This window comes from Methyloversatilis sp. (assembly GCF_030696805.1).
Lineage (GTDB): Bacteria > Pseudomonadota > Gammaproteobacteria > Burkholderiales > Rhodocyclaceae > Methyloversatilis.
This window is the reverse complement of record NZ_JAUYRO010000051.1, coordinates 1-13,997: the sequence shown is the minus strand read 5'-3', so window position 1 is coordinate 13,997 and position 13,997 is coordinate 1. Positions and strand designations below refer to the sequence as shown.

Annotated in this window: 18 protein-coding genes; 12 read left to right on the top strand and 6 right to left on the bottom strand. The window is 67.9% G+C overall.

Annotation, left to right across the window (positions count from 1 at the left end; translation table 11 throughout):
- Position 1: 1 nt before the first annotated feature.
- From Q8R75_RS08725 to Q8R75_RS08685, 9 genes are all read left to right on the top strand, one after another.
- A complete protein-coding gene (locus tag Q8R75_RS08725) occupies positions 2-454 on the top strand; it encodes an Rrf2 family transcriptional regulator (RefSeq protein WP_305611591.1) in 453 nt (150 codons plus the stop codon).
- Positions 454-753 carry a metal-sulfur cluster assembly factor gene (locus Q8R75_RS08720; RefSeq protein WP_305611593.1) on the top strand — a complete coding sequence of 100 codons (300 nt, stop codon included), beginning with the start codon at positions 454-456 and terminating at the stop codon, positions 751-753. Before Q8R75_RS08725 ends, Q8R75_RS08720 begins: the two co-directional genes overlap by 1 nt.
- A complete protein-coding gene (locus Q8R75_RS08715) occupies positions 747-1,823 on the top strand; it encodes a hypothetical protein (RefSeq protein WP_305611594.1) in 1,077 nt (358 codons plus the stop codon). The genes Q8R75_RS08720 and Q8R75_RS08715 overlap by 7 nt, the downstream gene beginning before the upstream one ends.
- A gap of 61 nt (positions 1,824-1,884) precedes the next feature.
- Positions 1,885-2,286 (top strand): ribonucleotide reductase subunit alpha, encoded by a 402-nt coding sequence (locus tag Q8R75_RS08710; protein ID WP_305611596.1) that lies wholly within the window; start codon positions 1,885-1,887, stop codon positions 2,284-2,286.
- Positions 2,287-2,310: 24 nt separating this feature from the next.
- Positions 2,311-2,715 carry a SirB2 family protein gene (locus Q8R75_RS08705; RefSeq protein ID WP_305611598.1) on the top strand — a complete coding sequence of 135 codons (405 nt, stop codon included), beginning with the start codon at positions 2,311-2,313 and terminating at the stop codon, positions 2,713-2,715.
- A gap of 25 nt (positions 2,716-2,740) precedes the next feature.
- Entirely contained in the window at positions 2,741-3,394 is a 654-nt protein-coding gene (locus tag Q8R75_RS08700) for a 5-formyltetrahydrofolate cyclo-ligase (protein WP_305611600.1), read from the top strand.
- A gap of 16 nt (positions 3,395-3,410) precedes the next feature.
- Positions 3,411-4,868 carry an AAA family ATPase gene (locus tag Q8R75_RS08695; RefSeq protein WP_305611601.1) on the top strand — a complete coding sequence of 486 codons (1,458 nt, stop codon included), beginning with the start codon at positions 3,411-3,413 and terminating at the stop codon, positions 4,866-4,868.
- On the top strand, positions 4,865-6,475 hold the full coding sequence (locus Q8R75_RS08690; protein WP_305611602.1) for a VWA domain-containing protein: 1,611 nt from the start codon (positions 4,865-4,867) through the stop codon (positions 6,473-6,475). The genes Q8R75_RS08695 and Q8R75_RS08690 overlap by 4 nt, the downstream gene beginning before the upstream one ends.
- A complete protein-coding gene (locus tag Q8R75_RS08685; protein WP_305611603.1) occupies positions 6,472-7,347 on the top strand; it encodes a DUF364 domain-containing protein in 876 nt (291 codons plus the stop codon). The genes Q8R75_RS08690 and Q8R75_RS08685 overlap by 4 nt, the downstream gene beginning before the upstream one ends.
- Positions 7,348-7,428: 81 nt before the next feature.
- On the opposite strand, the gene Q8R75_RS08680 is transcribed toward Q8R75_RS08685, so the two are convergent.
- The 4 genes from Q8R75_RS08680 to Q8R75_RS08665 form a co-directional block, all read right to left on the bottom strand.
- Positions 7,429-7,707, bottom strand: coding sequence for a type II toxin-antitoxin system RelE/ParE family toxin (locus Q8R75_RS08680; protein ID WP_305611604.1), 279 nt, complete (start codon positions 7,705-7,707; stop codon positions 7,429-7,431).
- Positions 7,704-7,973, bottom strand: coding sequence for a ribbon-helix-helix domain-containing protein (locus Q8R75_RS08675; RefSeq protein ID WP_305611606.1), 270 nt, complete (start codon positions 7,971-7,973; stop codon positions 7,704-7,706). The genes Q8R75_RS08680 and Q8R75_RS08675 overlap by 4 nt, the downstream gene beginning before the upstream one ends.
- Positions 7,974-8,198: 225 nt before the next feature.
- Positions 8,199-8,735, bottom strand: coding sequence for an LEA type 2 family protein (locus Q8R75_RS08670; RefSeq protein ID WP_305611607.1), 537 nt, complete (start codon positions 8,733-8,735; stop codon positions 8,199-8,201).
- 166 nt (positions 8,736-8,901) lie between these two features.
- A complete protein-coding gene (locus Q8R75_RS08665; protein WP_305611608.1) occupies positions 8,902-9,552 on the bottom strand; it encodes an OmpA family protein in 651 nt (216 codons plus the stop codon).
- A gap of 408 nt (positions 9,553-9,960) precedes the next feature.
- On the opposite strand from Q8R75_RS08665, the gene Q8R75_RS08660 reads away from it, so the two are divergent.
- Genes Q8R75_RS08660 through arsA form a run of 3 tightly spaced genes read left to right on the top strand, consistent with a single transcriptional unit; the run spans position 9,961 to position 12,988 of the window.
- On the top strand, positions 9,961-10,884 hold the full coding sequence (locus Q8R75_RS08660; protein ID WP_305611609.1) for a DnaJ C-terminal domain-containing protein: 924 nt from the start codon (positions 9,961-9,963) through the stop codon (positions 10,882-10,884).
- Between the two features lie 3 nt (positions 10,885-10,887).
- A complete protein-coding gene (locus tag Q8R75_RS08655; RefSeq protein ID WP_305611610.1) occupies positions 10,888-11,196 on the top strand; it encodes a chaperone modulator CbpM in 309 nt (102 codons plus the stop codon).
- A gap of 10 nt (positions 11,197-11,206) precedes the next feature.
- Positions 11,207-12,988 (top strand): arsenical pump-driving ATPase, encoded by a 1,782-nt coding sequence (gene arsA, locus Q8R75_RS08650; protein ID WP_336623618.1) that lies wholly within the window; start codon positions 11,207-11,209, stop codon positions 12,986-12,988.
- On the opposite strand, the gene Q8R75_RS08645 is transcribed toward arsA, so the two are convergent.
- Together Q8R75_RS08645 and Q8R75_RS08640 are read right to left on the bottom strand one after the other, a co-directional pair.
- Positions 12,975-13,151 (bottom strand): lipocalin family protein, encoded by a 177-nt coding sequence (locus Q8R75_RS08645; protein WP_305611611.1) that lies wholly within the window; start codon positions 13,149-13,151, stop codon positions 12,975-12,977. The genes arsA and Q8R75_RS08645 overlap by 14 nt on opposite strands.
- Positions 13,151-13,513 carry an antibiotic biosynthesis monooxygenase gene (locus tag Q8R75_RS08640; protein WP_305611612.1) on the bottom strand — a complete coding sequence of 121 codons (363 nt, stop codon included), beginning with the start codon at positions 13,511-13,513 and terminating at the stop codon, positions 13,151-13,153. The genes Q8R75_RS08645 and Q8R75_RS08640 overlap by 1 nt, the downstream gene beginning before the upstream one ends.
- Positions 13,514-13,997: the final 484 nt, after the last annotated feature.

The window sequence follows — 13,997 nt, the reverse complement described above, 5'->3', positions numbered from 1 at the left end:
CATGCGTCTGACCACGATGACCGATTACGCGCTGCGCCTGCTGATGCACGTGGGCCAGCATCCGGACCGCCTGTGCACGATTGCCGAAGTCGCACACGCGCATCAGGTGTCGCTGGCGCACCTGATGAAGGTGACCCACCAGCTCGGGCTGGCCGGCTGGATCGAAACCGTGCGCGGCAACGGCGGCGGCATGCGGCTCGCGCATGCGCCGGAGGCGATCGGCCTGGGTGCCGTGGTGCGCAGCGTCGAACCCGACTTCAGACTGGTCGAATGCCTCGATGGCGGCGGTCACTGCCGGCTGCTGGGCGATTGCCGTCTGGCCGGGATATTCGATGACGCGCTGCAGGATTTTCTCGCCCGTCTGGACCGCCACACGCTGGCCGACCTCCTGCCGCCGGCCGCGCCTCCCGGGGCGATCGGGATAGCTTTCCCGACCCGGCAGAAGGTGTCGTGATGCCCACCGAAGACACGCTGCGGGCCGCGCTGCACACCGTCGCGGACCCGGAACTGGTCGAAAGCATCGTCGAACTGGGCCTCGTCAAGTCGATTGCCATCGGTGAGACCCGCGTCGATGTGGTGCTGATACCGACCAGCGCGACCTGCCCGATGGGCGAGCTGATCATCGAAGACGCGACATCGGCGCTGCGCACCGTCTGCCCGCCGGGCTGGATCGTCCAGGTTGAATTCGACTGGGATTGCGCATGGCACCCCGGCCGCATGAGCCCGGCGCTGCGCGAGCGGTTCGGATGGTGAGCGTGACGACGCCTGCGCTGTGGCGCACCGGCGTCGCGGTGTGTGCGCTGCTGGCGGTGTCCGCCATGCTGGCCGGCATCGCCGCCGGTCTGGCTCGTTTCGGTGTGCCGATACCGGCGGTGCCGGTCGCGCTGCACGGGGCGGTGATGATCTGCGCCGTGTTCGGCACCGTCATTTCGCTCGAGCGCGCGGTGGCGCTGCAGCGTCTGCCTGGCCTGCTGTCACCGCTGGCGGCGGGGCTCGGCGGGCTCGTCGCGTGGGCGATCGGCTCCGTGGTCGCGGCGCAGATGCTCTGGGCATTCGCGGCCGCGGCGCTGGTGCTGCTCTACCTCCATGCCGGACGCAGCCGCGCGTGGTCGCTGCACCTCGTGGTCGAAATGGCCGGCGCGGTGTGCTGGCTGATCGGCGTGCTCGTCTGGGCGGCTGGAGACCTGTCGGCAGCCGTCATGAGCTGGGTCGCCTTTCTGGTGCTGACCATCGCCGGCGAACGTCGCGAACTGATGCAGATGATCCGCCTGCCGCGCTTCGCCCGCGTGCTGTTCGTGCTGGCGGTGGCGATGCTGCTGCTGTCGGTCGTCCTGTCACCGGTGCGGGCGGCGCTGGCAGCGCTGCTGCTCTGGCTGGCCTGCGCGCTGCTCGCGCTGTGGCTGCTACGCTGGGACATGGCGCCGCGCAAATGGTCGGCGCCCGGCTGGCCCGGTCATGTCGCGCAGTGCCTGACGGTCGGCTATGTGTGGTTGCTGGTCGGTGCGCTGCTCGGGCTGTATGGCGTGCTGTCGCCCGGCCCGCTGCCCGCGGCAGGTCTGCACGCGGTGCTGCTCGGCTTCGTGCTGGCCATGGTGTTCGGCCACGCACCCATCATGCTGCCGGCACTGCTGCGCCTGCGACCGGTGTATTCGGCCTGGGCGCGGGTGCCGCTGTGGCTGCTGGCGGCAAGCCTGCTGCTGCGCCTGGGCGCCAGCCCCTCCGGCGACCTGTCTGCGCTGGCCCTGGCCGGCGTCGGTCATGCATTGGCCATCGTGCTGTTCGGTGCCGTCATGGTCGCAGCCGTGCGGGGCAAACTGTCATGATGCACTCTGTGCAACGCAGCCTCGTTCCCCTCGTTCTCATTCCATCTTGCGGAGACCTGCCTTGACAGCAACTTTCGACGGCCTGATCGCAGCCATGCGCGAAGAATCCGAACCGCAGCGCCTGCTGATGGTATTCACCGTGGCCGAACTGCCGGACGATGCCTCGGCCGAAGAGCGCGCGCGCTTCGAAGCCGGACAGGGCGGCGCACTGGTGCCCTACGTGTGCGTGGACAAGACGATCGACGAGTTGCCGAGCTTCGCGGCCCTGCTCGAAGAGACGGCCACCTTCGACGCGCGCTGGGCCATCGTGTTCGTGGCGGCGCTGGCCGGACGCGACGGCCAGGCGCCCGCCAGCGCCGATGCGGATGCACCGCTCGAAAGCATGATCTCGGCGATCCGCACCGGGCGGCTTGACAAGCTGATCGCCTTCGACCGCACGGGTGAAGCCGTCGATGTCGGCTGAGCGACATGCCGACACGCCGCGCGCATGAATCTGATCGACATGTATCCGCTGGCGCGACAGGCCCACATCGGACTGGTCATCGCCAGTGGAACGCTGTTCGCGCTGCGCGGTATCGGCGTGCTGTCGGGGGCGCGCTGGAGCATGCGGCGCAGCGTGCGCATCACCAGCCAGATCATCGATGCCGGCCTGCTGATCGCTGCGCTGTCGTTGCTCGGCCTGCTGCAGCTGAATCCGTTCGTCGTGCCCTGGCTGGCGACGAAACTCGTATTGCTGGTGGTCTACATCGTGCTGGGCAGCCTTGCGCTGAAGCGCGCGCGCAGCGCGCGGGCCCGCCTCGTGTGTTTCATCGCGGCGCTGCTGACCTTCGCCTTCATGCTGGGCGTGGCACGCGCTCACCATCCGCTCGGCCTGTTGCACGGCGTGTTGTGAAACCGGGCCTGCCAGGGAGCTGAATGTGGACGTACTGACGGATCTGCCGGGCTGGCGGCGCACCGAACGGCAGCGACTGATCGCTGCGCGCGAAAGCGTGCCGGCCGTGCAGCGTGCCGCGCGCAACGTGGTGATCACCGCCTTGCTTGAACACGGTTTCCCGGCACTGCGCCGGCTGATCGTCGGCTTCTGCTGGCCCTACCGCGGCGAGTTCGACGCGCGCTTCGCGATCCGTGCCTTGCGTGACGCAGGCGCTCGCGCTGCGCTGCCCGACGTGGTGGCACGCGCCACGCCGCTGGTGTTCCGCGAATGGTGGCCCGGTGTGACCATGACGAAGCGGGTGTTCGACCTGCCGGTGCCGACGGACTCCGCCGTCGTGCAGCCGCAGGCGCTGCTGATTCCGCTGGTCGGGTTCGACGCACGCGGCTACCGGCTCGGCTACGGCGGCGGCTATTTCGACCGCACGCTGGCAGCGCAGCCGGTGCCGCCGCTGAGGATCGGTGTCGGCTTCGAGTCGTCGCGCATGTCGACCATCCATCCGCAGTCGCACGATGTGGCGATGGATTTCATCGTCACCGAAGCCGGCATTCATGTCGTTGATGCCGGCGCATTGCAGCGCATCGACGCGAGCGAAAGTGCGCGCCGTGCGCAGGCCCTCATCGAAGAACGTTTTCCCTGATTTGCGATTGACTGTCATGAACTCTCTGATATCCCCGCTGCTGTCCGACCGTCTGCGTGCGCTCGCCGGACAACTCGAATGCGGGCTCGTCGAACGGCGTGTGGTCGTGCGCCGCTGCCTGCTGACCGCGCTGGCCGGCGAGCACACTTTGCTGATCGGTCCGCCCGGCACGGCCAAGAGCGAACTGGCGCGCCGGCTGCGGGCGGCGTTTCGCGATGCGCGCTATTTCGAGCGGCTGCTGACCCGCTTCACCGTGCCGGAGGAGCTGTTCGGCCCGCTGTCGATCCGCGCGCTGGAGGAGGACCGTTACGAGCGGCACACCGCCGGCTTTCTGCCCGACGCGTCCATCGCCTTCATCGACGAAGTGTTCAAGGCGAACAGCGCCATTCTCAACGCCTTGCTGACGCTGCTGAACGAACGCGAATTCGACAACGGTGCCGGCCGCCAGCACTGCCCGCTGGTCAGCGTCATCGGCGCCACCAACGACGTGCCGGAAGACGAGGTGGGCGAAGCCTTCTTCGACCGCTTCCTGACCCGCCTGCCGATCGCGCCGGTCAGCGCCGACGGGTTCGCCGCGCTGCTCGACACCGGCTGCGCCGATGCATGGTCGCTGAAAGATGACTCCTTGCCGCTGACCGACGCAGACCTCGCTGCGCTGGCGGCAGCGGCTCGCGAGGTGGCGCTGCCGGGCGGGTTTGTGGCGGTGCTGTCTGCTTTGCGCACGCACATTGCGGCGGAAGGCGGCTACGTGTCCGACCGGCGCTGGGTCAAGACGCTGTGGCTGCTGCGCGTGGCCGCCGCGAGCGAAGGCCGCACCCGCCTCTCGGTATGGGATCTGCTGCTGCTGCCGGCCTGCGTTGCCCCGGACGCGACGCGCCAGAGTGCCGTGGCCGAATGGCTCACCACACATCTCGGTGTGCGCGAGGCCTGCGCACCGGCGCGCCTTGCGCGCGTCGTGCAGGCGTTCGAAGCCCAGCTGGAAGCCGAACGGAAAGCCAATGATCTCGATTACGACGAAGCCGGCCGGCTGCGTTTTTCGGCATCGGACATGTCGGCCGGCACGACGACCGACCTGGCCACCGACCTGGCGGAAAAGATCGGCGACGCCAAGGGCGGGGCCGGTGCGTTGCGCATGAGCTACAGCCGGCAGCGTCGCTACGGACCGGCGCACATCGGCGCACGGACCGCGCAGATCGATGACCTGCTCGACCGCATCGCCGGTTATCAGGCGGAGCTGGACGCCGAACGCGCCAGCCTGGCCGACTGCCGGCGCAACACGCTGTGGCTGGATGACGCGCAGCTGGCGCAGGTCGAGCGGCATCTCGCCACGACCGCGTCCTCCATCGCCGATCTCGCGACCCGCGCCCGCGATGCGCGGCGCGGCTTTGAAAACCTGCCGCGTCTGCCGGCCGATGTCGCGCTTTCTGTCGCTGAAGCGGCACCCGAGCCGGTGCTGCACGAGCCGCTGACGTGAGCGCTGATCCGCAGCGCCTGTTCGCAGCGCGCGAAGCACGGCTGGCCGCACTCGACGCGCTGCCGCGCACGCTGTGGCTGTCCGGTCTGACGCATGCGCAGGGCACGCTCGAGCCGCGACTGGCCGCCCTGGTCGCGCTGCGCGACGCGCTGATCGACGGCCGTGTGCCGCCGGCCGATGCCTGGGGCTGGCCGTCGCCCGACATCGTCGCCGCGCTGTGCGATACGTTCTGCACGCTGGATCTTGCGGCGTACTGCAGCGCGCGCCAGGAGCTGACCGACACCGTCGTGCTGAGCCTGCTGTTCCATCTCGATTTCATCGACGACTATCGCGATCGCGGCGCCACGCCAGCGCGCGCCATCCGGATGGCCGTCGAGGCTTTCGAATCCGACTGGCAGGACAGGCGCGGTCAGATGGACGAACTGATCGATGTCTTCGGCAAATTGCCGGACGATGGCAAGAACGCGCGCTGGGACCTCATTCCCGGTCTGCTGCGCAGCGAGGGCTGGCGCGAAGTGGTGCGCATCCGCCGCCTGCTGGAGCGGCTGCCTGAACTGGCACGCTGCATCCGCCGGCTCGGCCGTGCCCGCCCGGCGGATGAAACCGACGCGGCGCAGCGTGACCCGGTGACGGTGCTGGAGGACGCCGTCGCGCGTCGCACTGAATCACGCAGCGTGCGCGTGCCCGACATGCCGGGCGAAACGCGCGGCATTCATCGCGCCGATCGCATCGCCCGCATGCTGCCGGCCGAAGCCGTGCTGCTCGGTCACCCGGTGCTGCGCCTCGTGTGGCACGCGCGCCGCGCCGAGCGCACGCTGCTCTGTTACGAAGACGACGACCGTCTGCACGAGGTGCGCCAGCTCGATGCGCCGGCACTGCAGCCGCGCCCCGACCTGCAAGCCGATCGCCGGCTCGAAATGGGCCCGCTGCTGGTATGCGTCGACACGTCCGGTTCGATGCAGGGCGGCGCCGGTCAGGTCGCCAAGGCGGTGGTGCTCGAAGCCGTGCGCACCGCGCACGATCAGGGGCGCGCCTGCCACGTGTTCGCCTTCGGCGGTCCGGACGAGGTGGTGGAACTCGAAGTGGCCGTCGATGCGTCGGGCATCGAGCGGCTGATCCGGTTTCTCGGACAGGGCTTTCGCGGTGGCACCGACATCTGCGGGCCGCTCGAGCGCGCCATCGCCCGGCTGGAACATGAGGCCTGGCAGCGCGCTGACCTGCTGATCGCATCCGATGGCGAATTCGGCGCCACGCCGGAACTGGTCGCCCGGCTCGATGCAGCCAAGGCGGCGCTCGGTCTGCGTGCGCAGGGCGTGCTGATCGGCGATCGTGAAACCATCGGCTTGCTCGAACTGGCCGACGACATCCATCCGGTGCGCGACTGGCGCCGCTATGGCGACGACGCTCACGCCCACGGCAGCGGCGACTCGCCTCTGCATACCCACCGCCTGACCGCACTGTATTTCCCGGGCGCCCTGCGCACGCCGGAAAACCGCGACGCCACGGTCAGTGGCGAAGCCGCATCGGCCGCCGTGCGCGCCGGGCTGCGCCGCGATCAGGTGCGCTCCGATGGCTTCACGAAACCCGACCCGGCCGACACCCCATGAGCTTCGCCACCGACTACCTCGCACAGATCGAAACCATCGCCGCGCGCATGCCCTTGCCGCGCGTGCGCGCGCTGCACCTGCCGCCGTCGCGTCCTGACGACCCGTGTCGCACCGGCGCGAGCGGCCACGCCCGCGGCGAGTTCTGCGCGCTCGAACTGGACGACGGCAGCATCGGCCTCTCCTATGTGCTGCTCGACGACACGCTGGAGCGCCTGCGCAACGGCCCCGGCCTCGCCGACCTGAAGGGTGCGGATGCCCTCGCGCTGGCGCGTCGCTACGTGAGCGGGCAGGGCGTGGACCGCACCCTCGGCTTCGTCTGCGCCAACGCCATCACCCGCTGCCTGTACGACCGCGCCGGCTTCCGGCCGGACGGCAGCAGTGACTCCATCGGCCAGATGGACCCGCAGGCGGGCGACGCCATCGGCATGATCGGCCTGTTCGGCCCGCTGGTGGAGCGCATCGTCGCCGCCGGCGCACAGCTCACCGTGATCGAACTGGACGAGAGCGCCGTCGGCGAGCGCGACGGCTGGCGCGTCACCACCGACGCCGCGGCGCTGGAAACCTGCGGCAAGGTGCTGTCCACCAGCACGCTGCTGCTCAACGACACCCTCGACCGCATGCTCGCCCACTGCCACGCCGCCCGCTGGTTCGCCATGGTCGGCCCCAGTGCCGGCTGCCTCCCCGACGCCCTGTTCGCGCGCGGTGTCACCCTGCTAGGCGGCAGCTGGGTCGAGGATCGGGCCGCCTTCATCGAAGGGCTCACGTCCGGTGACAAGGACAACCGGAAGGGGCGCAAGTCGACCAGCAAATTCGCGCTGATGGCGGAGGGATATCCCGGATTCGGAACACTGCTCGATCGCGCAGCGGGTTGAGCGATCGGCCGTCGGGTGAGGTTTTCCGAGATCGAGGCAGATCAAGGGCCTGCCGCCCTGCCGTCATTGCCGCTTCACACCTCAACGAAACTCGCGCGTATGCCACACGCGCAACATCCACACAGCCTGATCGGCGGTGATTTCGTAGCGCATTTCGTAGTCGCCGATGAACAGGCAGCGCACTTCGCGCGGTTCGAATTCCGGCAGCCGGGTGCCGATGCGCGGTTGGGTGTGCAGCAGATCAGGCCCATCGGTCAGGCGCTGGATCACGCAGGCTGCAGCATCCGGATTGACTGGATGCAGGAAGGCGTGCAACCGCTGTAGATCGCTCAGGGACGCACGGGTCCACTTGAGTGTCATTCAGGCATTCGTCGGGGTGTGTCCGTATTCAAGCTGGCCGCCCATGTCTTCACGTCCGGATGGCTCACGCCCTTGCCGGCCTCGACGTCCGCCATGGCTTCGAGCGTCAGACGGTAGCGTTCGGCTTCCCGTTCGACGTAGGCGGCGAGGGCTTGCTTCACCACCCAGCCACGTGAGCGCTCGAGACGCGCCGCGAGATGGTCAACCTGTTCGGCCAGCGCCACGGGCAGGTGGGCGGTCATCACACGGGTGTCGCCTGACGACATGAATCACTCCCAATCATTTTCAATCAAGGTAGTGCGATTCGGCGGTCTTGTCCAGCACGCACATCATCCCGAACGGGCTCGCCCGGATGTTCATCTGCGCCAACCAGTCGGAACAATGGAAAGAACGAAGACAGGCAGAAGCAGGACGAAGGATGCGCTGGGGCTCGATAGCTGTCGGGACCTGGCTGAGCTGCCGAAGCGCGCGGCGTGGTCGATCATCCGCGTTCAGCGCGCGCTGCCGTTACCGTGAGCCATCCCCGGCAGGCTGAGCCGGCCTTCCTCGCTGAAACGCACGGTGCCGAAGGTGCCGCCGGCGAGTTTGCCGCGCAGCGCGAAGGGGAGGTTTTCCAGCGTGCTGCCTTCGGTCATGCCGAGTGCCTGGCGCAGTGCCGACAGGGCCGATACCGTGACCGGTACGCTGATGACCGTTTCGCCGAAGCGCGGCACGCTGCCTTTGGCATCGCTGACGCCGGTGGCGAATGAGCGGTTGTTCACGTCGAGTTCGAGTGCGAGACCGTCGTAGTCGATCACGCTGTCGTTCGGGTTCTGCACCCGCAGCTTGACGGCAAAGCGCAGTTCGAAGCCTTCGCCCTGCAGCGGCTCGACGCCGACCAGATTGATCCGGACCGGATCACGCGCGGCAAGACCGGCGCAGCCGGTCAGCGCGCACAGCAGCGCAAGGCCGAGCGTGACGAGGAGCAGGCGTAGCGAGAGCGCCGGAGTCAGGCGCGGCGGCATGGGTGGGGAAAGAATGGCAGGCACGCGGGTCACCTCGGTGTTGATCGATGGGGGTGGGGCGTAAACGGACTAGGGCCTGTAGATGCTCAATCATTGTCTACACGATTAAGCATCCACAGGCCCCGGGCGATCTTGCGGTCGCTCCATTCACGCTGCAGGCGCAAGCGGGTCAGCCACCCGCTTGCGACGTTCAGGTGCGCGGTTCGGCGACGAAAATTTCGACCCGGCGGTTCTGCGCGCGACCCTGTTCGCTGCCGTTGTCGGCCACCGGTTCGTGCGAGCCGCGACCGTCGATGACGATGCGGTTCGGCGCGACGCCGCGATCGGTCAGGTACTGACGGGTGCTGCTCGCGCGATTGACCGACAGCGGATTGTTCACCGCGTCGCTGCCGGTGCTGTCGGTGTGGCCGATGATGCGCACTTCGGTATTCGGATTCGCGTTCAGTGTCTGCGCGAAACGCTCGAGCACCGGGCGGAAGTTCGACTTGATGTCGGCGCGGCCGACGTCGAACGAAATGTCGCTCGGGATTTCCAGCTTCAGCTGGTTGTCGGCGGTCTGCACGACCGCGACGCCGGTGCCGGCGGTGGCCTGTTCCATGGTGCGTTTCTGTTCTTCCATCCGGTTCGACCAGATGTAGGTGCCGATGCCGCCGACCGCTGCGCCGAGCAAGGCGCCGGTGCGCGTCGCGCCGCCGCTTCCGCCGAGTGAGCTGCCCAATGCTGCGCCTGCTGCTGCGCCGACGCCAGTGCCGATGGCCGTGCGCTGCTGCGTCTCCGAAAGGTTTGCGCAACCGGTGGCCACAAGGGCGCCGATCGAGATAACTGCGAGGGTTTTCTTCATGATGTTGTTTCCGGGTGGTCCGCCGTGTTCTCCGGATCGTCGGGGTGACGATCATTCGAACACCTGCCTGATGCGTTCAGGGTCTGTCTCGACTGCACGTGTACAGCCGCGTGCGACGAGCCAGTGTGGCAGACGCGGCTCCCTGCGACGGTGCGCCAGCACACGCAGTAACAAATGGGGCGCTGTGCCTGTTCGCGGACGCATAGCTTGTCCGCGGCTGCTTCGAGCCGGGCTGTTCGCCCCGGTGATCCGGCTGCTGTCTTTCGTTTGCGGCCAGCGGGCATTGCATGGCCTCATTGATCCGCGTCATGTATCCGGGCGTACTGACGGACCATCATCGGTCTGCCACGATTTGCCGGAAGGTACTTGAAACGTGGGCCGGCGCAGTCGTGAACAGGGAGCGCATACGTGGACTTCAAGGATTACTACCAGATACTGGGCGTCGCGCGTAACGCAGGCGCGGAAGACATCAGGAAGGCCTTTCGCAAGCAGGCGCGCAAGTTCCACCCGGATGTGAGCAAGGAGCCCGACGCGGAAGCGCGCATGAAGGAGATCAACGAGGCCAACGCGGTGCTGTCCGACCCGGAGAAGCGCGCGCTCTACGATCAGATGGGCAGCGGGCATCAGCCGGGCCAGCCCTTCCAGCCCGCTCAGGGTTGGGACAGCAACTTCGAATTCTCCGGTGCCGACGCAGCGGATAGCAGCGATTTCTTCGCCAGCCTGTTCGGGCGCGCCGGTGGTGCGCGCCGCTCGGGCGCTTTTCGCATGCGGGGCGAGGATCACCACGCGAAGGTCGACATCGAACTGCAGGACGCCTATCAGGGTGCGAGCAGAACGATCAGCCTGCGCCGGCCGCGTGTGGATGAGCACGGTCAGGTCGTGCTCGACGATCATACGCTCGAGGTGCGTATTCCGAAGGGCGTGAAGGAAGGCCAGCACATCCGCCTGAGCGGCCAGGGCGCGCCCGGTGAAGGCGGCGCGCCGGCAGGTGATCTTTACCTCGAGATCCGCTTCACACCGGATGCCCGCTATCGCGTCGACGGCCGGGACGTGTATGAAACCGTACCGGTCACGCCGTGGGAGGCTGCACTGGGCGGTCCGATCGAAGCGCCCACTCCGTCGGGGCCGGTGACGCTGACGGTGCCGGCGGGCTCGCAGACAGGACGCAAGCTGCGGCTGAAGTCGCGCGGGATTCCGGGTGATCCAGCGGGCGATCTGTACGTCGTGCTCGAAGTGGTGCTGCCGCCGGCCGACACTGACACTGCACGGCGACTTTACGAAACCATGGCGCGCGACCTGCACTTCGATCCGCGCCGCACTGCGGGAGCGTGAGCAATGACACACGACGACATCCTGACCGGCGAACTGCTCGATGACGCGCGCCTCACCCTCGACGAACTGGCGCTGGCCTGCGCAATCGAACCCGGCTGGATCATCGAGCGGGTCGAGGCCGGTTACCTGTGCTGCATGGGCGTCGGGCAACCCCAGGCGTGGCGCTTTGCCAGCGCGGAGCTGGTCCGCGCCCGACAGTTGCGTGCGATGGAGCGCGATTTCGATGCCAACCCCGAATTGGCCGCGTTGGTGGTGGATCTGATCGAAGAAGTGAGAGGGCTCCGGCAGCAGCTCTCGCGCATGCGTCGGTGAGGGCGATGCCATGACGATGAAACTGCTGTCCGGCGCGACCCGCTATCTGTTCTTCACCGGCAAGGGCGGCGTGGGCAAGACCTCGCTGTCCACCGCGACCGCGATCGCACTGGCCGACGCCGGCCGGCGCGTGCTGCTGGTCAGTACCGATGCGGCGTCCAACCTCGATGAAATGCTTGGCGTGCCGCTGAGCAACCAGGCCACACAGGTGCCCGGCGTATCCGGTCTGTCGGTGCTCAACATCGATCCGGACGCCGCGGCCGAGTCGTATCGGCAGCGGGTGCAGGACAGGATGGCGTCGGACACGACCGATGCCGAGCGCGCCACCGTGCGCGAACAGCTGTCGGGTGCGTGCACGACGGAAATTGCCGCCTTCGACGAGTTTTCCGGCCTGCTCGCCGGCGCCGCCGACGCCTTCGATCACGTCGTGTTCGATACCGCGCCGACCGGTCACACGCTGCGCCTCCTGAGCCTGCCGCAGGCATGGAGCGGTTTCCTGCGCGGCAACGACCGCGGTGCATCGTGTCTGGGGCCGCACTCCGGACTGAAGATGCAGGAAGCGCGCTTCAACACCGCCTTGACCACGCTGAGCGATGCCGGCCAGACCACGGTGGTGCTGGTGACGCGCCCCGACCACGGCGCCATCGGCGAGGCGGCGCGCAGCTCGGACGAGTTGCGCACGCTCGGTCTGGGCAACCAGCGGCTGGTGATCAACGGCCTGTTCCGGGCGACCGATCCGGGTGACCCGGTGGCGGCCGCCATCGAAGCGCTGGGGCGCAAGGCCCTGCGCGACATGCCGGACAGCCTGCGCGCGCTGGCACAGGACATCGTGCCGCTGCGGGCGTTCGACACGGTCGGCCTGCCGGCACTGCGCGCGCTGATGTCCGACGCGCCGGTGCTTCCGGTGCAGCCGCCGCGGCCGGTGACCGATGCGTCGCCACCCGCCGACGGTCTTGCGATGCTGGTTGATGAACTGGCCGCCGGCGAACGCGGGCTGATCATGGTGATGGGCAAGGGCGGCGTCGGCAAGACCACGATTGCCGCCGCGCTGGCGCTGGGCCTGGTGCAACGCGGCAAGTCGGTGCATCTGAGCACGACCGATCCGGCCGCCCACCTCACCGCAACGCTGGGCACCGAAGTGCCGGGGCTGAAGGTGGATCGCATCGATCCGGTGGCGGAGACGCGGCGCTATGTCGACAAGATCATGGCCGCGCGCTCGCCCGGGCTGGATGAACAGGAACAGGCGCTGCTGCGCGAAGACCTGCGTTCGCCGTGCACCGAGGAAGTGGCCGTCTTTCATGCGTTCTCACGCATCGTCGCCGAGGCGCGCAGCGCCTTCGTGGTGCTGGACACTGCACCGACCGGGCACTCGCTGCTGCTGATGGATGCCACCGGTGCCTACCATCGGCAGACCCTGCGCGAATATGAAGGCCGCTCCGGCACGCACTTCGTGACGCCGCTGATGCGCCTGCAGGACGCGGCCTATACCCGCATCATCCTGGTCACGCTGCCCGAAGTGACGCCGGTGTCGCAAGCCGCCGCGCTGCAGGACGATTTGCGTCGCGCGCAGATCGAACCCCATGCATGGGTCGTCAACAAGTCGATACTCGCCGCGGGTACCCGCGATCCGCTGCTGTCTGCCCGTCTCGACGGAGAACGCGCACAGATGGCGCGCATTGCCGCTGGTCTGGCGCGGCGCACGTACGTGGTGCCCTGGGTGACCGAAGCGCCGGTCGGGGTGGCCGCGCTGTCCGCACTGCTCGGCACTCCGACCCGGCCTAATGAGGCGTGAGTTCGATCTTCGGAATGTCGAAGCCCTTCGCGGCCAGTCGCTCAAGCAGCGCCTGATAACGTGCCGGATCGACGCGCGGGGTTTTCGACAGCCGCCACAGATTGTCGCGACCGGGTTCGCTGACCGCCGCCATCGTTCGGCGAGGCGGCCGCGTCGGCTGCATCAGCGGCGGATGCCGCCTTCTTCCAGCACGAAATACTGCGGTTTCAGGGCGGCCAGCGGTTCGAGCAGCTTGGAGATCTCCGCTGCCGGTGCGTGCACCTCGATGCGGGTGATGTAGGCGAAGGCCAGCACTTCCTGCAGCAATGCACCGACATTCTCCAGATGGGCGAGCACGGCTTCGGCATTGTCGTAGCCTTCGCGACAGTGCGCGGTGCAGCCGCTGAACGAGAAGGCGTAATGCACGCAGCCCGGTTCGCTGCGCGTACGCTCGACGAAGCGCTTGCCGAGGGCCTTGAACTCATCGACCTTGTCGGCCGGCACGTCGAAGTAGGGAACGAGGGTGCATACGGCGTCTTGATTCATTCTGTTGCCTCCTTTGGGTTCGAAATCTGCACGATATGGCTCATGCTCGCTGCCGCAATCAAGCGGGTGCATTGCGGAGTGGCCGGAGTATGCCTGAGCCGGGCGGCGTCGGGCGCGCTGTCCGGCTCAGGCCGGATCGCAGTCAGTGCGGGCAGCGAATGTGCAAGTGCCAGAACCGGGCCGGCGCATGAGACGGGGCAGAGCCGTCTACCATTTGCCGATGGATTTGATGCAAGCCAACGGTGTTTGCGGGGGTGACGAGCGTGTTGGGCATCGCTGCGCTCACCCCAACCTACGGGGGCTGGTCGCGACCCGGGTGTCCCCACCCGACCGGTGATGGTGTGGCAGAGCAGCGGTGGTGCGGTGGTGAGGATTGCGTTGGGCATCGCTGCGCTCACCCCAACCTACGTGCTGCACCGGGCGAGGGCGGGTGCAGGCGCGGAACAGTCTCGTGGAGACTGACCCCCGTAGGTTGGGGTGAGCG